General features: G+C 45.1%; 20 protein-coding genes. 6 read left to right on the forward strand and 14 right to left on the reverse strand.

Translation table 11 applies throughout. The features are described from left to right. Positions 1 to 67 precede the first annotated feature (67 nt). The 3 genes from ACYVE4_RS10465 to ACYVE4_RS10475 form a co-directional block, all read right to left on the reverse strand. Complete coding sequence (locus ACYVE4_RS10465) at positions 68 to 2,263, reverse strand: GumC family protein (protein WP_461039663.1); 2,196 nt, start codon at positions 2,261 to 2,263, stop codon at positions 68 to 70. A gap of 10 nt (positions 2,264 to 2,273) precedes the next feature. After that, complete coding sequence (locus ACYVE4_RS10470) at positions 2,274 to 2,981, reverse strand: TolC family protein (protein ID WP_461039665.1); 708 nt, start codon at positions 2,979 to 2,981, stop codon at positions 2,274 to 2,276. A 318-nt stretch (positions 2,982 to 3,299) separates the two neighbouring features. Then, positions 3,300 to 4,499, reverse strand: coding sequence for a glycosyltransferase family 2 protein (locus tag ACYVE4_RS10475; protein ID WP_461039667.1), 1,200 nt, complete (start codon positions 4,497 to 4,499; stop codon positions 3,300 to 3,302). Between the two features lie 166 nt (positions 4,500 to 4,665). Here ACYVE4_RS10475 and ACYVE4_RS10480 point away from each other — a divergent pair, with 166 nt between their 5' ends. After that, on the forward strand, positions 4,666 to 4,950 hold the full coding sequence (locus ACYVE4_RS10480; protein ID WP_461039669.1) for a hypothetical protein: 285 nt from the start codon (positions 4,666 to 4,668) through the stop codon (positions 4,948 to 4,950). A 91-nt stretch (positions 4,951 to 5,041) separates the two neighbouring features. Here ACYVE4_RS10480 and frr read toward each other — a convergent pair whose 3' ends face one another. The 7 genes from frr to dusB form a co-directional block, all read right to left on the reverse strand. Then, positions 5,042 to 5,602: a ribosome recycling factor gene (gene frr, locus ACYVE4_RS10485; protein WP_461039671.1), complete on the reverse strand. Its 561-nt coding sequence runs from the start codon at positions 5,600 to 5,602 to the stop codon at positions 5,042 to 5,044. Between the two features lie 95 nt (positions 5,603 to 5,697). Further along, positions 5,698 to 6,432, reverse strand: a complete 735-nt coding sequence (gene pyrH / locus ACYVE4_RS10490; RefSeq protein ID WP_461039673.1) for a UMP kinase — start codon at positions 6,430 to 6,432, stop codon at positions 5,698 to 5,700. A 74-nt stretch (positions 6,433 to 6,506) separates the two neighbouring features. Further along, a complete protein-coding gene (locus tag ACYVE4_RS10495; protein WP_461039675.1) occupies positions 6,507 to 7,460 on the reverse strand; it encodes a sugar phosphate isomerase/epimerase family protein in 954 nt (317 codons plus the stop codon). 18 nt (positions 7,461 to 7,478) lie between these two features. Continuing rightward, entirely contained in the window at positions 7,479 to 7,976 is a 498-nt protein-coding gene (locus ACYVE4_RS10500; RefSeq protein WP_461039677.1) for an acyl-CoA carboxylase biotin carboxyl carrier protein subunit, read from the reverse strand. A gap of 137 nt (positions 7,977 to 8,113) precedes the next feature. Continuing rightward, positions 8,114 to 9,631, reverse strand: coding sequence for a glycoside hydrolase family 32 protein (locus ACYVE4_RS10505; RefSeq protein WP_461039679.1), 1,518 nt, complete (start codon positions 9,629 to 9,631; stop codon positions 8,114 to 8,116). A 12-nt stretch (positions 9,632 to 9,643) separates the two neighbouring features. Further along, entirely contained in the window at positions 9,644 to 10,552 is a 909-nt protein-coding gene (locus ACYVE4_RS10510) for a DMT family transporter (protein WP_461039681.1), read from the reverse strand. 142 nt (positions 10,553 to 10,694) lie between these two features. Beyond that, complete coding sequence (dusB, locus tag ACYVE4_RS10515; protein WP_461039683.1) at positions 10,695 to 11,690, reverse strand: tRNA dihydrouridine synthase DusB; 996 nt, start codon at positions 11,688 to 11,690, stop codon at positions 10,695 to 10,697. A 124-nt stretch (positions 11,691 to 11,814) separates the two neighbouring features. Between dusB and ACYVE4_RS10520 the strand changes: the two genes are divergently transcribed. The 4 genes from ACYVE4_RS10520 (at position 11,815) to ACYVE4_RS10535 (ending at position 14,665) form a co-directional block, all read left to right on the forward strand. Beyond that, on the forward strand, positions 11,815 to 12,759 hold the full coding sequence (locus tag ACYVE4_RS10520) for a lysostaphin resistance A-like protein (RefSeq protein ID WP_461039685.1): 945 nt from the start codon (positions 11,815 to 11,817) through the stop codon (positions 12,757 to 12,759). 36 nt (positions 12,760 to 12,795) lie between these two features. Next, entirely contained in the window at positions 12,796 to 13,014 is a 219-nt protein-coding gene (locus ACYVE4_RS10525; protein WP_461039687.1) for a putative signal transducing protein, read from the forward strand. After that, positions 12,995 to 13,828 (forward strand): phosphatidate cytidylyltransferase, encoded by an 834-nt coding sequence (locus ACYVE4_RS10530; protein ID WP_461039689.1) that lies wholly within the window; start codon positions 12,995 to 12,997, stop codon positions 13,826 to 13,828. The genes ACYVE4_RS10525 and ACYVE4_RS10530 overlap by 20 nt, the downstream gene beginning before the upstream one ends. 108 nt (positions 13,829 to 13,936) lie before the next feature. Then, positions 13,937 to 14,665, forward strand: coding sequence for a carboxypeptidase-like regulatory domain-containing protein (locus tag ACYVE4_RS10535; protein ID WP_461039691.1), 729 nt, complete (start codon positions 13,937 to 13,939; stop codon positions 14,663 to 14,665). A gap of 23 nt (positions 14,666 to 14,688) precedes the next feature. On the opposite strand, the gene ACYVE4_RS10540 is transcribed toward ACYVE4_RS10535, so the two are convergent. The 3 genes from ACYVE4_RS10540 to ACYVE4_RS10550 all read right to left on the reverse strand — a co-directional run bounded on the left by ACYVE4_RS10540 (position 14,689) and on the right by ACYVE4_RS10550 (position 16,456). Continuing rightward, positions 14,689 to 15,159: an RES family NAD+ phosphorylase gene (locus tag ACYVE4_RS10540; protein WP_461039693.1), complete on the reverse strand. Its 471-nt coding sequence runs from the start codon at positions 15,157 to 15,159 to the stop codon at positions 14,689 to 14,691. An 8-nt stretch (positions 15,160 to 15,167) separates the two neighbouring features. Then, positions 15,168 to 15,581, reverse strand: coding sequence for a type II RES/Xre toxin-antitoxin system antitoxin (gene parS, locus ACYVE4_RS10545; RefSeq protein ID WP_461039695.1), 414 nt, complete (start codon positions 15,579 to 15,581; stop codon positions 15,168 to 15,170). Positions 15,582 to 15,673: 92 nt separating this feature from the next. Beyond that, positions 15,674 to 16,456: a UDP-2,3-diacylglucosamine diphosphatase gene (locus ACYVE4_RS10550; protein WP_461039697.1), complete on the reverse strand. Its 783-nt coding sequence runs from the start codon at positions 16,454 to 16,456 to the stop codon at positions 15,674 to 15,676. A gap of 386 nt (positions 16,457 to 16,842) precedes the next feature. Here ACYVE4_RS10550 and ACYVE4_RS10555 point away from each other — a divergent pair, with 386 nt between their 5' ends. Beyond that, positions 16,843 to 17,598 carry a hypothetical protein gene (locus ACYVE4_RS10555; protein WP_461039699.1) on the forward strand — a complete coding sequence of 252 codons (756 nt, stop codon included), beginning with the start codon at positions 16,843 to 16,845 and terminating at the stop codon, positions 17,596 to 17,598. 69 nt (positions 17,599 to 17,667) lie between these two features. On the opposite strand, the gene bioB is transcribed toward ACYVE4_RS10555, so the two are convergent. Beyond that, the gene (gene bioB, locus ACYVE4_RS10560; RefSeq protein ID WP_461039701.1) at positions 17,668 to 18,660 is read right to left on the reverse strand and encodes a biotin synthase BioB; all 993 of its coding nucleotides are present in this window, start codon (positions 18,658 to 18,660) and stop codon (positions 17,668 to 17,670) included. Between the last annotated feature and the right edge of the window lie 53 nt (positions 18,661 to 18,713).

Genomic DNA, 18,713 nt, shown 5'->3' on the forward strand with positions numbered 1-18,713 from the left:
CGGGTCACCCCCGCTATGTAGCGGATTCGCCTGTCTGTCCATTTATCAACCGTTACTTTCTGATGGCTTACAACACGTTACGCTGAGGATGCAACGAACGCTCCTGAGTAGGGGGCGGAGGGGGCAGAACTGAATCGGCCCGACCTGGCACATCGACGTAATTCCCTTCCACGCGGTTCAATACCGTCAAAATCGGTTGGTTTGTTACACGTACATACATACTCAGTAGTTGCTTCTCAGCCCTTGCCCATGGACTGTTCGCATCAATCACTAATAGGGATAAAGCACTGCCTTTGAGCAGGTAAACAGGAATCTGATTGTTAATTAGGGCAGGTAATTCAAGGATAACCCGGTCGAATTGAGTAATGTCGAAACCCAGATTGTAATCGACCAGGTATTCGAGACCAGTAACATTCATAAAGTCAGGACGCACTGTATACGGGAAATACGTTACTCCTTTCTGGTACTCCTGCTGTTCTTTTCCATTCTGACGTGGGTAACAATAAGCTACCCGTTGATCGGCTGTTGCATACAATTGATTTAATCCATTAGCAACCCAGCTTTTTCCTTGTTTTGAACGGATACTAAAAATAGTAATGATCGGTGGGTACGGTTTAGTCGTATTTTGAGAAACCTCAATGTGAATGGCATTGAAGAGCTGCTCGAGCATATTCCGGGCTGCCCGAGTTGTTTTGGAATACACCTGCGGCTTTCTAACCGTTGGAAATAATGCAGTCACTGGCATACCTACCATGGCTTCAGCCTGCTCCGGCGATTGAATTCGTTTGTTCAGCCAGAAGCTCAGCGCCGTTAGTAATAACGCCAGGAAAATACCGACACCGAACCCAATGGAAACTTGCTGAATTCGTTTGGAAGGCTGCGGAAGTAACGGAAAATCAGGTGCATCCATCACTTCGAGCGTTCCCCCAATCGATACATCCTGCCGCCGGGTCTGCGACTGATCAACATTCTGAAGCAGATCGAAGTACTCTTTTTCAGCAATGGTCAGATCACGTTTTAGCTGACGAAGTTGCGATCCCAACGGTCCATATTCTTCGATTTTCGTATCGAATTCGCCCATTCGCTTTTTGTACAATTCCAACCTCGCCACCGATTCATCATAATCCAGCGATTTGTTCAATTTGTCGGTGGCTAATACTTGGGCTGGAAGGGCATCACCCGTACTGGTAGCGACATCGTATTTCTGGGCACTGATTTTCAAATCATCAGTTGCTTTGGTTACTGCTGCCTGCAACTGATCAATTACTGATTTCGGTTGGCCATAGGCTCTTGCGTTTGCCAGTTTACTTTCGGCATCAGCCAGCTTTTTCTGCTTTTCATTCAGGTCATTATTGGCCGAACGAATTCCTCCCTGTTGGCCCATCCGCTTGTTCAACGCTTCCAGCGCAGCCTTCGCAGCATCTCTACGCATTAACTCCTGATTATATTCTCCCTGCAAAGCCTCGCGTGATGACGCTACAGTTTTGGCTTCTTCATCATAATCCAATAACTGGTGCCGTTCACCGAAAGCTCGCAGCGCCCCTTCAGCCTGGGCTAGTTTCTCTTTTGCCTTCGCCAGTTTGGATTCGTAATAACCAATAACCGAGTTTGTTTCAGACGTTTTTAGAGTCGAATACCGTCGATTCAAATATTCAATAGCATAGTGAAGCGTCCGCTGGGCTACTCCCGGATCGTCGGCTTCATATTCCATCATCAATATATCGTTGGTATTTTTCCGAGGAGTCGCTTTAATCCCATCGGTTAGGCGCTGGATTGAATAATAAGAATCGGTTTTAAACAGTAAATCCTTGATCGGATTATCGTATTTCGATTTGGCCAGACTATCAACCGTTCGACGCAGTAAGGCCGAATCAGCAGCGATAAAAAATAAATTTTCCCAACCCGGCTTGATCGCTTTCCGCAATTCCTGAAAACCAGCTTCCCGCAGCACTAACGTGTCGGGATGTTGTAGCCGCAGGTGATCTGTAAGTAGACTGACACCCACCTGAATCAGGGTTTCCCGAGAGTTCAAAGTAGTCAGAATATTATCGACGGCGCTGGCCGACCGATCTGTATAGGAACTCAATCGATCCGATAACAACGAGTAGCGCGATACCAGACCTGTATATAAAGTGGCTTGTGATTTATACGACTTTGGCTGATCACGGGTAACATAGAATGTTGTTCCAGCAACGATACCTGGAATAAGAATAAACCAGAGTATATGCTGTTTCAGTAGCCGTAAAAAAATCTCAACTGTCATGTTATTTCGTTCAGTTACGTTTCAAACGTTGAATTGGCATTCCCATTAATGTCTCAAAATAGCGAACATTTTTCAAAAAGTTACCTTTTGCCTGTTCCGATGCGGTTTTGGCCTGCACATACCGAGTGGTAATGGAAGCCATCATATCGGCAGTAATTTGGCCTTTTTGAATCTCTACTTCGCCAACTCGGAGAGATGTTAATGAAGCTTGTTCATCAATCAGGAGGATTTTCAGCAATTGCTGCGTTGTTATCATATCCTGATAAATTCCGATCAAGTCTCGTTTCAATTGTAATTCTACCGTCTCCTTCTGGTGAATAGCGGCTTTATAGTTGGCATTTGCCAATTTAACCTGGTGCTTACGGCCAAAAAATTCGTAAAGTGGAATACGTACATCGACCCCAACACGATACCCGTTTGTGATCTGGCCGAGTGTTCCCTGTCCCGGCAATGTTGTCCCACCAGAGGATACAAGAAGTTGGTTACCACCCGAATAATTGGCAAATCCTGAAACGTTTTGCAAGATCTGTAACTTAGTTACCTCATAAGATTCGCCTAATGAATTTACTACCTCATTCTGGTACTTAACCAAGGGCGAGTGCACTACAGCAACCTTAAACAAATCATCAAACGGTAACAACTGTCCAGCAACATCCTGGTTAATATCGAGATAGAGCGTATCTTCCGCGAAGCCCGACGAGGCTCCAAATGAAACCAAACCACGGCCACCCCGATTTTGACCGGAGCAAATTGCTATTGAACAAAATCCCAGGAGGAAAAAAAGGCTAATCCGAAAAATTATTTTTGTATTTGTGCTTACTAAAAAAAATTTCATTCTAAAAAAATTTACAGTAGCCGATCCTCCCAGCGCGTCTCCTTTTGTTTACTATTGTCTTTTTTCGACAATTTATTATCTATTAAATAGCTAATCTATATTATTAAGTTAATTAGCCGATTCATTTACCCTTTCCTTGTACTTTTTTAACTTTTGACTATTTCGCAAACGTTTTGTCACACATTAGCACTGGCCAATTGCCTATGTATTTACTTTAGGAACCTGCGCATCGGTCGGTCCTGTATGGGGAGTATGCATAAACCGCTTAAAGGCTTTACGCATATTCATTATTGCCCGAACAAAGCTTAGCAGTATGACCGGAATCAACAATACCTCCCTCCAACTGAATCGCTTCCACAAATAAGTGGGCACCGAAATAGCCAGGCTTACGCTTAAAGCAAGCAACAAGACAAGTGGAATTTGCCAAAGCAGTGGATAGCCAGTGAATACACCAACAAACAAGCCGCCAAGCAGTAGTCCCAGGAGCAGAATTTTAGGTAAAATAATTGCCTGAATTACTTTGAATCCGCTGGCAAACTCTCCACGTAAAATCTCAGCTATACCTTTCCAGAAATAGAATTTAACAAATTGCCACTGAGCGGCAATCCAGCGCGTACGTTGATTTTGGAAGACAGCCCTATTCGCAACTTTCTCATCAAAAATATAGGCATGCTCCAGGTATCCAATCTTATATCCACTTAATACAACATTGGTTTCCAGCTCTTTATCGTATCCACCCATGGTACGTTGGGTAGCCATTGCCGATTTCATCAGGGTCGGCTCAAACGCCATTCCTGACCCAATTGTTGCAGATGACAAACCCAGAACGCGAGTACCTTTACGAAAAATATGGTTGTTGATTTCTTCACTGATCGCATCCAAAATAGCGACACTGGTATTGATATTCTTTGCAACCCGGTGTCCCTGAATTGCTCTCCACCCCTGGGAAAATGCGATATTGATCCGGCTCAGAAAATCAGAAGCCATGTGATTATCCGCATCCGATACAACAAGGATATCATATTCTTCAACCGGCAACTTATGCAGTGCAGTATTAATGGCTTTGGCAACTGTAGAAACTTCGAACGAAACCTCCAGCACCTTAATGGGCATAGCTGCTAGTTTGAGTAACGTTTGCGGCTGAAAAGAATCAGCAATTACAATCAAATCGAATCGATCAGTAGGATACGTCTGTTTTAGATTCTCCGTAACTGAATCGATAATTACTGCATCTTCTTTATAAGCTGGAATTAGAACTCCTATTCTCCGAAATGTATCTGGCGTTGCGTTGCGGTCGTCTGCTTTCCCAAGCCGACCGGCTATCGCAAAAACAATCCAGTATAAGACGTTCAATACAATTACCCCTAAAAAGCTGAAATAGAGGAAGTAAACAATTTGCATAACTACTAAAAACAGTTAACTCGAAGCAAAATCAACGGCTCACCTACCGCCTAATAAATTTCCAGTTATTATCGAAGATGTAGGGTTCTAAAGTGCATTTCAAAGGATCGCACGTTCATCTTTTTGACCCGCAATTCGTCGTCAAGTCACATAGACACGCAACCATATGTTGCGTCCGACCGTATATACGAACATGCGCTACATCGTTGTTTTCGCTCAACAGGAAATTGGTTACGCCGTGGGATTTGATACACTCCCCGACGCTGTTGATTTTTTGTTCTGGGGTTATGAAGAATACGACTTGTTACCGTATGGCATCTTTGATGTATTAACTGGCGAAGTCTGGCCTTACGAACATCGAGGAGAGCGTATTGTAGATGTCGACGATGAGGTTATTAGCAGAACAGCTAAAGATTATCTCAAATCGGCTATCCGCCAAACGATCCGATGATCGTCATTCAACCTACTCCTTGCAAACGCTTACAAGCAAAAAAGCTAGCCTTTGAGACTAGCTTTTATTTATTTCATGAAGGTTATTCAGGCTATACGGCCAAAATATCTTTCTCTTTTACAACAAACGTATCGTCGATGCGAGCGATAAAGGCATCCGTCAATTTTTGAACGCGTTCTTCACCGACTTTTACGGCATCTTCAGATACACCATCCTTTACCAGTTTTCGAATATCCTCATTTGTGTCTTTACGAATATTCCGAACGTTCACTTTAGCCGTTTCCACTTCCTGCTTCACCTTCTTCACCAAATCACGTCGGCGTTCTTCGGTCAGAGGAGGAATATTGAGTCGGATGAGTTCACCATCATTACTTGGCGACAAACCAAGATTGGAATTGCGAATAGCTTTTTCGACTTCACCAATCAATTTTTTCTCGAAAGGCTTGATAGCAAGGGTACGGGCGTCGGGTGTGCTCACCGAAGCAACCTGATTCAGAGGAGTCAATGATCCATAGTATTCAACCTGAATACCATCGAGCATCTGGGGAGACGCTTTCCCCGCGCGGATTTTTGTTAATTCGATGGCTAAGTGCTTGAGTGCCTTTTCCATCGTGTCTTTTGCATCATCGAGAAATAGCTCGATCTCTTCCATTTTTAACCAAGTTATAAAGTTGGAAGGTTATAGAGTTATAAAGTTATGTAGTCGACTAGTTTACAACTATATAACTCTACAACCCTACAACTCTTTTATTCCGGTAATTTCGTCGTTATCAGCGTACCCACGCTATCGTCTCCCTGAATAAGGCGAAGCAGACTACCCTTGTTGTTCATATTAAAAACAATGATAGGCAAATTGTTTTCCTGGCAAAGCGTGAACGCCGTCAGGTCCATTACGTTTAATTTTTTTTCATAAACGTCGTCAAACGTAATGGTCGTATATCGCTGAGCCGTTTTGTCTTTCATTGGATCAGCCGTGTAAACGCCATCCACTTTTGTTCCTTTCAAAACGACATCGGCTTCTACTTCGATCGCCCGTAGAGCGGCTGTCGAATCCGTTGTAAAATAGGGATTACCCGTTCCAGCGCCGAAAATCACTACGCGGCCTTTTTCCAGATGCCGTACTGCCCGGCGACGGACATAAGGTTCACAGACCTGCTCCATTTTGATGGCCGACATGACGCGGGTATACATCTTATGTTTTTCCAGCGAACTTTGAATGGCCATCGCGTTGATAACCGTCGCCAGCATACCCATGTAGTCGCCCTGTACGCGGTCGATCCCTGAACGTTCGCCCGAAACGCCCCGGAAGATATTTCCACCGCCAATAACAATAGCAACCTGAACGCCTAAATCAACAACCTGTTTGATTTCCTCGCTGTATTGTTCAAGCACAGCCGGATCGATATTGTAACCAGAAGGGCCTGCCAAAGCCTCTCCACTTAATTTAAGCAGAATACGTTTATACTTTGTTTGTGATGCCATGAAGGAAAGTTTGCGGGCAAAGATATAGAAAAAGAGAGGAAGCAGGAAAGAAGAACTACTGAAAGATAGGCATGTCAGGCTGCCTGCCAAAGTTCTTTTAGTCGGTTCAGATCCCGTTTCATAGCCATAAATACCTCATTTTGAGGAATTGTCAGTTTTGTAGCACCATGTTCAGCACCACCTGCCGGATATTCAATATGTAAGGTTATTGGTGTTTTTATAGCAGTCCGTTTTAAGAAAGCGAAATAGGTTTTGAAGTCAATCATGCCCTCACCAAGTGGAACATCCTGTACAACCCATTTGCCTTTTTTCTTCTCCCAAATAAAGTCCTTCATCGTAAGTGCCTTAATCTGAGGCTGAATCAATCGCAACCCCGTAGGCCAAGATTGTCCTCCTTCCACAGTGGCATGACGAATATCGTACTGAGTTCCCATATGCGTAGGATCAGCCGTTTTTAGCATCTCCCAAATTTCCCAGACAGATGACCCAACCAACGTTCCGGCATGATTCTGATAGCAACCTGTTAGGTGTAGAGTTTTATTTAATTCACCCAGCGCCCGAATTTGTTTCTGAAATCCCTGCAAACTATCAGGAACAGATCGTTTTTCATCGTACGCATACCATTTCATCCGATAAAGCTGAAACCCGAGTTTGGCCGCCGTTTTTAGAAGTATGAGATCAGTGGCGTCTGCCGCATCACCTACGGCTGTCGTCATCAGTTTGGGAGGGAGATTAACTTTTTTTAGAGCTTCAACAGCCTTGGGCAGATCGTCCTCAACACGTTCGGGTAGTACATGGCCTTCTGGACGAACCGTCAGATCTACACCAGCGAAACCCATGTTGGCTGCCGCATCGGCCATATCTGCATAGTTCAGAAACTGAAGGTGTTTCGAGAAAATATGGATTTCGGGTAAGCCAACTTCAGTTTTAGCGGCTGCTTGAGAAAAAGCTTCTGGATTAATCGACAGCGTACCAGCCGCCAAAGCAGACTGAGCCAGAAATCGACGACGGGAATAGTGAGTATTCATACAGGCTAAAATACTTGCCTACGCAAATTCTACCAATATCTGCCCTTTTTCAACGCGGTCTCCTTTCGCTACCTGAATGGCTTTTACGGTACCTTCGCCGGGTGCTTTCAGAACGTTTTCCATCTTCATCGCTTCCAGAATCATCAGGTTATCGCCCTTTGCGACGACATCACCCGGTTGTACACTAACACCCACAATCAATCCTGGCATAGGCGCTTTAAACTTATTTACTTTGGTGCTCGACTCGGTGCTAATTCCCATTTTTTCGAGCAACAAATCGAATCGATCTTTTAGCTGCACCTCATGAATATGGCCATTAATTTTTAGACTTACCGTTTTCCCGGCAGCATTCAGGTTCAATACTTCTGCCGTATACGACCGATTCTGATATAAAATATGAAATGTCCGATCGGATAATTTAACCAAGTCCCAGGCAAAGGGTTCGCCATTAAGCACCGGCTTATCTGTTGCAAAATCTATCGTGAAAAGCTGGTTGTTCAGGGTTGTTGTGTACATACCGTTCGAGTTAGGGACTACGATTTACGAATTCATCCTGAAACGATCAAATTGATCAGACTGATCACCATGTAATCGCCAAACCAGTCGAAAAACCTTTGTTGACTATTTGACAGCATTTGTCATTATAACTCTTTTCAAAGTCCTTTGGCCACTGACGCTTTCAACGTTGAGAAGGATAACGAAGTGATGGTGGTACCAGAGGATGACCGAATAGCTAATTTAGTTAGCTTCTGCTCGGGGAAAAAGATGCTGGTTAACACGCTAAGCCCTTTATCGGTAAATAATTCTGCTGATGCAACATCAACCAGCAAGGTGAGCGATATGGTTTTATCGATGGATAATCGAGGGGCCGTTATGCGTTTCGCGAATCCTTTTTCAAAATCCGTCTTTCCCGATTTGGTCCGGTCAATGTAATAGTCATTCGAGCCTTTGTCGTATCCGATCACGACTTCGTTACCCTGGTCATTAGACAATACAATCGAAAAATTAGTTGTTGCCGGAGCCGACAAAGAGAGTTTAAACGTATCGTATTTCCCGCCAGTTTTCGCCGTGAGATTATACTCCCCTTTTACGTCCAAAGGGCCAACTGTTACTGTTTTCCCTTCCAAATCATTCAGTTCTTTGATGGGCGTTGACGTAAGAAATAGATCGCCGTTTACATCTTTCAAACCGAGTTCGCGTGGTACGGTATTCGCACTTCGCCAGGCCACCGTTGGCACCTCCTGTGCATATTGCCAGTTACTCATCCAGCCCATCAGAATCGTTCGGTTGCCCGTGTTTGCAAACGTCACACCCGCGTAATTATCGGTCCCATAATCCATCCATTTCGTTTTTGTGGAATACGGTTTGAACTGTTTTCCATCGAAATCGCCGACGAAGTATTGCGTAGCGGAGCCACCGTTTGGGCCGCCGGGGTTAATGCTCACTAAGAGTACCCAGACCTGTTTACCGTTATGCAGTAAAGGAAACAAATCTGGACATTCCCATACACCGCCATGTGCTCCCAGATTACTACCAAAATCGCTTTCCTTTGACCACTTTTTCAAGTCCGGCGACGAGTAAAAGGTAATGCGATCTTTGGTTGCCAGGGTCATAATCCATTTTTTACCCGGCGCGTACCATCGAACTTTCGGATCACGAAAATCGACGATACCTGGATTCGCTACAACCGGATTTCCTTTGTACTTCGTCCACGTTTTCCCTTCGTCCAGACTATAGGCAATACTTTGGTACTGAAACCTAGTCGATTTCTGTTTCTCTAACTTATCATTATGATGCGTAAAAATGGCCACCAATGCAGGCTGACCATCCTTACCAAAACCACTTGTGTTGGCCACATCGACAACTGCACTTCCTGAAAAAATCCACCCTAAACTATCTGGATACAAGGCAATTGATTGCTCCTGCCAATGCACCATATCCTTGCTGGTTGCGTGGCCCCAGTGCATTGGGCCCCATTTGGTGGCGCCGGGATAATATTGAAAGAATAGATGATAGGTGCCTTTGTAATATACCATCCCGTTTGGATCGTTCATCCAGTGGGCTTTTGGCGTAAAATGAAATTGAGGTCTGTAGGTTTGAGTAGACCGCTGCCCAAACGAGTATTGTACAGCAGCGATCAGTACAGCAAGCAGAAATAGTGTTTTTTTCATAAGGTACCCATCCTACGCCTTATTTACTAACCAGATTCCTAGTAAACATACCCCCATTCCAGCAAATTGTACGGCGTAAATCGTTTCGCCATCCAGTACACCCCACATCAGCGCGACAATCGGAATCAAGTACGTAACAGACGCAGCAAACAACGGCGACGATAATTGCATCACCCGATTAAAAAAGATGGACATTAGCCCCGACCCAAATACCCCCAGCGTCGCCAATGCAGCCAACGGCCAGCTATTTTTAGTATCAACTACTCGGGTCAGGAAATCGGTTGGCATGAGCGTAAGAAGAGCAATCGGACCAGCAAACGCAAAGAGCCAGGCTGTTGACACAAGAGCTGGCAGGTGCCTGAGGTAACGCCCAATCAGATTTGTATTTAGTCCGTAACATACGGTAGCGATGACTACGAGCAATGCATAGCCGTTAATCTGAAATGAACCTGTTGCACTGAAAAATACCAGCAAGAGTGACCCAGCCAATCCTAGCAAAATACCAGCTACCTGACGAATCTTAAGGGATTGTCCGAAAAATACACCACCCAGAATTAACGTAAATAAAGGACTCAGTGAATTTAATGCACCAGCCAGCGAACTATTGAGATGAGCCCCTGCTTCGGCAAATAGAAACGCAGGAATCACAAATCCAATAATACCCGACGCCAGTATGGCTACCCAGCGATGCCGTATGGCTACTCGAATCTCAGGCTGGCGGCTTTGGCCTGCTAAAAATGGAACGAAGAAAAGTAAGGCAAAAACTAAACGTCCGCCAGCTACTTGTTCAGGTGGAAATGCCTCCAGGCTACGCTTGATCAGAATAAACGAACTTCCCCATACGAGGGCTAAACAGCAAAGTAACAACCAGGCCAGCAACGGACGTTTCTGAGACAGAACAACAGGTTCTTCGGGAGTCATTAATGGCTTGAAGTATTAAGAACGAAGCTAGCTTACTGTCATTCTGACCGCAGGGAAGAATCTTAAAATCTCTTAATAGGCAAGCTTGAGATTCTTCCCTGCGGTCAGAATGACAAAAATACGCTTGATCAAAAAGAAACAATTAAATAGACACTAACTCTTCCGTATAATTTTCCGCAATTTCATCAAGAATAGCACTCACCTCATTGTACGAATCGGACGTAACCAGGCGCATCCGGTATGGCTTAAAATCGGGTAAGCCTTTGAAATAATTGGCGTAATGGCGTCGCATTTCGAACAGGCCGACGATTTCACCTTTCCAACGAATCGAAAAATCGAGATGCTGACGGCAAACGTCTACCCGATCGCTAATGGTGGGTGGTGATAAATGCTGACCGGTTTTCACAAAATGCTTGATTTCGTTAAAAATCCACGGATGACCAATGCTGGCCCGACCAATCATAACACCATCTACGCCATACCGATTTTTATACTCCAGTGCCTTTTCGGGCGAATCAATATCGCCGTTTCCAAAAATTGGAATCTGAATACGTGAGTTTTCTTTAATCTTACCAATAAGCGTCCAGTCGGCCTCGCCTTTATACATCTGTACGCGCGTACGCCCGTGAACGGTTAATGCTTTGATGCCAATATCCTGCAACCGCTCGGCCACTTCGCCAATATTCTTCGTATGCTCATCCCAACCCAGTCGAGTTTTAACGGTTACGGGCAGATGAGTTGCTTTCACAACGGCTTCCGTCATCCGAACCATTTTGGGAATATCCTGTAATAAAGCAGCTCCAGCGCCCCGACAAGCCACATTTTTTACTGGGCATCCGTAATTAATATCGATCAGATCAGGATTGGCGCGGCTGGCAATACGGGCACATTCGCCCATCGTTTCGACGTCTGAACCAAAAAGTTGTATTCCGATCGGGCGCTCATATTCGAAAATATCCAGTTTCTGAACGCTTTTGGCCGCATCCCGAATTAACCCCTCCGACGAGATAAACTCTGTGTACATCAGATCAGCACCGTTTGCTTTGCAAACAGCCCGAAACGGCGGATCGCTGACATCTTCCATCGGCGCTAATAACAATGGAAAATCAGGGAGCTGTATATCACCAATAGTAACCACGAAAACAGTAATTTAATGAGTTACGACGTACGAATTACGATTTGCCCGTTGGTTTGGTTCCCAAATTACGAATGAGCCCGACATCATCAATCATAATACGGACATCTGTATATTTACAGAAATTATGCAACCCGTTCAATCTCCACAAACCTCAACATCCCGCCCCCCCACCCTCGGCGGACTGATTATGCTCGTCGGTTTCATCCTTATGGGTGGTGTCGTGAGCACCTATTTTCTGTTTGTGATCCTGACGTTTTTCAAAGGATTAAGTTTGGAGGCTACTCAGGTTTATTTACAAGATCTGACGGCTAATCCTGCCACATCTCCCGGCAATTGGTATACCCTGATGATTCTTCAGGCTGTTAACCACATGGGGTCTTTTTTACTACCTGCGCTGGTTTACTGGTATTTTATCGAGCGACGTTCCTGGCAACAGTTTAACCTTCGTCCTCTTTCGGCCGTCGTCGGATTCAGCTTAATCGGCCTTATTGTTGTCGCTTTCATGCCCTTTGACGGGTTGATTATCGAGTGGAATCAGACTCTACACCTTCCTGAAGCTCTCGCTCCTATCGAGCAGTGGATGCGCGATCAGGAGAAAAAGTTAAGTAGCGTCACTGAGTATCTGACAACCTTCAAAACGGTTGGTCAGCTATTGCTCGCTCTTCTCGTTATAGCGGTTATTCCAGGAATTGGAGAGGAAGTCCTATTTCGGGGAATCTTACAACGTAATTTCATTCATTGGACTGGTAATGTTCACATAGGCATCTGGCTTGCAGCTGCCTTGTTTAGCGCGATCCACGTTCAATTTCTAGGATTTTTCCCCCGAATGCTACTCGGTGCTCTTTTCGGATATCTCTATGTATGGTCCGGAAACATCTGGGTGCCTATTGTGGCTCACTTTATTAACAATGGTCTAACTGTACTTATGGTTTATCTATATCAGCAAGGATTTACTTCCATGGATATTGAAAGTACCAAATCAGTACCAATTTTGGGTTCATTAGTTGGACTGGCCGTTACTAGTGGGTTATTGTATTATTTTAGAAAGTTGAATCAAACTAGTGTTTAAGGTTTGCTGTATTCGGTAAACTGGAAACCAGAAAACATGACAGAAAACTGGGAATCGATTTATGTAACTCCCCTGCCCCACCGGGCGGAGCTGGCTAAGGCATTACTGCTGGAACATGATATTCCGGCTGTCATTGTCAATAAGCAAAGTAGTAGTTATCCGACTATTGGTTGGGGAAAAAGTGAGGTTCATGTACCGGCCAAAGATGCCATTCTGGCCAAAGTGATTTTAGAGAATGAAGCAACGTTTAGCTAGTATGACGAACCTCCAGCAGCGGATCATTGCTGCTTTGATTGGGGTTCCGTTTATTTTATTTATGATCTGGTATCAGGACTGGACATTTGCCCTGTTATTCTGCGTGATCAGCGCCCTCACCCAACGCGAATTTTACCGACTCCTTGGTCTGGATGGTTTTGAACCACTTACAGCATATGGCACGCTCGTAGGCTGCCTGATTTGTGTGCTCGCCTATTTTATCGAAACAGATCAGATTGGTATGGGTAATTATTTCCTGATCTGCCCGGCGTCGTCGATGATTTTCCTGATCAAGCTCTATAAAAAACGGGATATGAAACCCTTCACTAACATCGGTTTCACGTTTCTGGGCATCATTTATGTAGCAATGCCCTTCGCTCTATTGATCATTCTAGCCTTACGAGGTGGCACGTTCCATCCCATGATTATCACCGGCTGTCTTTTACTGCTTTGGGCGAGTGATATTGGCGCCTACTTCGCCGGAACCAAGTTTGGTCGACGGAAGCTCTTTGAGCGGGTGTCGCCCAAAAAATCCTGGGAAGGCTCTCTCGGTGGAGCGGCTGCGGCTGCCCTTATTGCTGGTGGGCTGGCGTTCTTCGATAACGAACTTCGTCCCTGGCAGTGGTATTGCGTAGGTGCCATTATCGTAGTAACAGGCACATACGGCGACCTGGTTGAGTCATTATTTAAGCGAAGTATTGCGATTAAAGATTCAGGTAGTAGCATTCCGGGCCATGGTGGCTTTCTGGATCGATTCGATGGTTTATTGCTGGCGGCTCCTTTTATCATTACCTTTCTGAAACTATTCGCCTAAATCGACAGGAAAGGGACTTAATCTAGTTGTTAAAATTCTTAAAATTCGGGTAGTCGAAACCATATACTGCCTTTTCCTCGTTTACTTTGTAGTTTATTTGGCAAGCCTATGAAGAAGTCATTGACGTTATTGGTGCTTATTATAGGGTTAACAGCCTTAACAGGGCTATTTACGACCGTATGGGCGCAGGGACAGGAGAAGCAGGTAACGTTCACAGGCTTTATTACGGGTGGTAAAACGAACGAACCCTTGCCTGGTGCCTACATTTACATCCCCAAAGCTGGGCGAGGAGTATTAGCCGCTCCTAATGGCTATTTTGCGCTGCCCGTCTTCCCAGGTGATAGTGTTATTTTTAGCTATGTCGGCTTCCGAACTCAATACCATATCATTCCACAGCGATTAACTGATCTTACGTATTCGGCTGTCGTCGCGTTGCAGGAAGATGTAAAAACGCTGGCCGAAGTGAAGGTTTATCCATATGCAACGGAAGAATTGTTTAAAGAAGCCTTCGTCAACCTAAAGCTTCCTGACGAAAAAGAACGGGAGAATTTAGCGAAAAACACTAGCCCGGAAGCCATTATGCGTCAGGCAGCTACTATGCCGATGAGTGCACTGGCAAACCACCAGAACTTCGTCAATCAGCAGTTCTTCGGTCGCGAGTCGATTGCTGGGCGTAGTAATATGACCACTTTTGCGTTTACGAACCCCTTTGCCTGGGCCAATTTTATCCGATCGGTAAAGCGGGGGGATTTCAAAAGCAAGGAGTGGCGTAACGAGATCAACAAAGCCCCTCGCGAAAACGTATCCCGGAAAGATATTCTTCAGGAAAATAATTAAGCCATTTCCGATTTCTTCGCACTCTAGTCAGGCCTTTTCCAGAGTCGTTGATCAACAGGTTGAATCTCACTGCTTGTGATCTTAATTTGCTCAAACAGCGGATGAGCCGGATGTAAGATGATATTGTACGACAGAGGTACCAAGACAGATGATACGGCAACACCTAGTTGAGTGGGTTGAGCCAGCCAATCGCGAAGCCATTCTTGTGCTCGTTCATACGTCTCGTCCTGCCAATACTTAGGAAGTTCTTCTCGCTTATAATAACGAATATCATCCGGCACATCCAGGCTAAATACCCAATAAGTAGGCAATTCCTCATACCGAACGCCTGGAGCATGAGCCAGTGTCTCAACTAACCCTAACTCAGGCGTTGAGGTAGTGTATAACACTGCACACCCTTTGGGATTCCAGCGTCCACCAAAAAGCCAGCTTCCGGTTACGGAAAGTGGTTCATGGCGATATTTATCACGAATGATTCTGTAGAATACAGGCATAGAAAGACTTAAGCTGGTAGCCCGTGATCAAGACGCCCTAATACATCATCAACTAAGCCAAATCCTGTTACAGTATCCAGCAATTGAATCGGCGTTTGATTAGACAGTTCACGAATCGGCGTTCTTAGCCAAGTTAAAACAGTTGATTTACGCCCTTCAAAGGTATCCAGAGCGTGAACCAACAGATTTTTGAGTAAAAGGAGTCGTTCAGATGCATCCACCCCAAAACGTTGATCGGCTTTGAGTCGGTGGAGATTCCGAGGAGTCATGTTAAGCGCATAAGCCATTTCTTTGTCCGTCAAACCTACTAATGCAGCTATATCATCGACTTCCGAGCGTGTTAGTCCTTGCCGGGATGACTGCACCAGAGCAAAGGATGAAGAACGAGCAGAGGCACCAGTTAAAGGGATCATAGAGGCCATACGAAAGAGAATTATGTCACAAGTATACATGAAATAATTCACCTAATCAATTAATATACTGATGACAGCTCCATGAAGGTGTTATCAGTTTACTACTGGTTCTTCCAGGTTGCCAGTTTTAACTCCTGACCGTCAAAAACGCCGTAGGTTTTTGCAGTTACCCATTCGCCGAGATTGATGTATTTGCTCTGGGTATTTACGGCTAAATCGAGCGGAAGATGGCGGTGCCCGAATACATAAAAATCGTGATGCGATGTAGCTTCCACTTCACGACAATATTGCATCAGCCATTCACGATCTTCGCCCAGGAATTTCTCCTCTCCTTTTTTCTGATTACTAATCCGGCTCCGGCGCGACCAGGCATGGGCCAGTCCAATCCCTAAATCTGGGTGTAGCCAGCGAAATAATTGACGTGCCAACCCGCTTTCAAAGAGTGTTTTCAATCGTTTATATACATAATCGCCGGGGCCAAGTCCGTCACCGTGGCCGATATAGAAACGCTTGCCGCCAATGTCATACCGACGCGGTTGCCGATACACAGGAATGCCCATTTCCTGCGAGAAGTAATCCGTCATCCACATATCATGGTTGCCTGTAAAAAGAATAATCCGGGTACCGGCGTCAGTCATTTCGGCTAGTTTTCCCTGCAACCGAATAAATCCTTTGGGAATACTATGCTTATACTCGAACCAGAAGTCGAATACATCACCTACTAGAAAAACAACCTCAGCATCTGTTCGTACAGTATCGAGCCAATTCACAACGGCGCGTTCGCGTTCGCGACTTTGTTCGGGCGAGGGTGTACCTAAATGGAAATCAGAAGCAAAATAAACCTTTCGGCCAGGAGCCAGTGGGATAGTTTCGATTGCGGACATGCATGCAAATTATTCTGCAACAAAACTACGGAACGATTACCGTTCGCTCACGAATTTCTGGCCGTTTACTCACTGAATTTCAATAAGTACCTCTAAAACAATCTAATACGATTAGTCAATAATAGCGATCACTCATATTAAAACACTGAATAATTATCGATTGTCAGGCTGTTCAGCTCTGTCTACAGTTCAGGCTAGAATATTACGATCCGGGAAAGGTGTCGAACGCAATGTTGAGTATCGTGGCTGGTCGTTCAATTCTTCTAACCTAAAGCTCCGAACAAGCCGATCTTAAATGAATAGCTATTTTCTGATGACTAAAACACTAGTCTGACGAAAATAGTATTGAAGAAAACGCTAATTTTGGCTTTTCTCACGATCATATCATGAAAATCAAATCGCTGTTACTGGCCTTTCCTGTACTTTGTTTCGCCTGCACAAGCAATACTGATGTCTCCGATCCAGCTCTCCAGATGGAGGCCAGTGCCTATATGGGGAAAAAACCAGCAGGTGTTAATACCCTCACCGTCGATTTTAATTACGACGAACCTTGCACAATTTTGGGTGAAGAATACGTTCGCCAGACATTCCATCTGGATGAAAAAGTAGAGTTGGCAGAAGCTCAAGAACATGGTGGTTGCGCTTTTGAATGGGCTGGTAATAAAGTAGTTGTTTCGTTTGCGGGAGCAAAACCATACGCATCGGTTCAACTGGCCGAATATTATTTCGACCGTATGTATCAGGGCAAACCAGCAGCTGCTGTCGAAAACGTGGAGGAAGCTAATGAAGAAACACCCAGCGGTCCAGAGCCCGAAGGTACGAACGCTGAAACGTCTGCTGATTCGGCTCATCATAGCCCTACCGATAATCACCCAACGCATTCAGGTGTAACAGCCGTTCATCCTTCTGTAGCCGAGCACCCTGCAGTTAGCACTGGTCATTACGAAGCCGTGTCTGGTGTTGGTGATAAAGCCGTTTGGGATGCTTCAGCAGGTGCGTTACACGTTTTGTACAACAACCACATTATCAGTGTAAAGGTTGAATCAAAAGGCAAAGCTGAAGAAAAGAAACACCAGGCTGAATCGTTGTCTGAAGTATTGATGGATAAAATTGCCGAGAACGAATACGTTCGTCGTTTGTAATCGTTCTTTTCTTTACATAAAAAAAGTCGCTGACGAAATCAGCGACTTTTTTTATGCATGTTGACCTATTTATACTGGAATCTGTTCAAACACGACGGCCGGTTGATCGCCATTTTTGAATGCTTTCCGCGGACGAATATTTAACGTCTGAAATAACTGCTGATCAGCATCTTCATCAGGATTAGGCGTTGTGAGGAGTTTATCGCCTGCAAAAATAGAATTGGCTCCAGCCAGGAAGCATAACGCTTGTTCTTCGGTATTCATCCGAACCCGACCGGCGGAAAGACGTACCATTGCTTTCGGCATGATGATCCTTGCCGTTGCAATCATCCGAAGCATTTCCCAGATCGATACGCGGGGCTGATCTTCCAGCGGAGTACCTTCAACAGGCACCAACGCATTGACAGGCACTGATTCCGGATGCTCTAGTAATGTAGCCAATGTATGCAACATACCGATTCGATCCTGGTTAGATTCTCCCATACCAATAATACCACCCGAACAGACCGAAATACCAGCTTTACGAGCGTGCCCAAGCGTATCTAAACGATCGTCGTAGGTGCGTGTCGTGATGATGTCGCCGTAATATTCTTCGCTGGTGTCGAGGTTATGATTGTACGCATATAATCCGGCATCTTTCAGTTTCTGCGCCTGACTTTCGGTCAGCATACCAAGTGTACAACAAACTTCGAGCCCCATTTCATTGACGCCCTGTACCATTTCCAGCACCTTGTCGAAGTCGCGATTGTCGCGCACTTCGCGCCAGGCTGCTCCCATACAGAAACGTGTACTACCTGTATCTTTTGCCCGTTGAGCGGCTGTCAACACTTCATCCACTTCCATCAGTTTGTGAACTTTCACCGCCGTATGGTAGCGAGCGGCCTGCGGACAGTATGCGCAGTCTTCAGGACAACCGCCAGTCTTTACCGACAGCAGCGTACAAACCTGTACTTCCTGCGGGTCGTGATTTTGGCGGTGAACAGTAGCTGCCCGGTAGATTAAATCCAGAACAGGCGAATTATATATTTCAGAGATTTCGGCACGAGTCCAATCGGTACGCATAGACTAATTTGCGATGGGTGAATGACGAATTACGATTTCCTATCGCCCAAAAA

The organism is Spirosoma harenae (assembly GCF_054776975.1).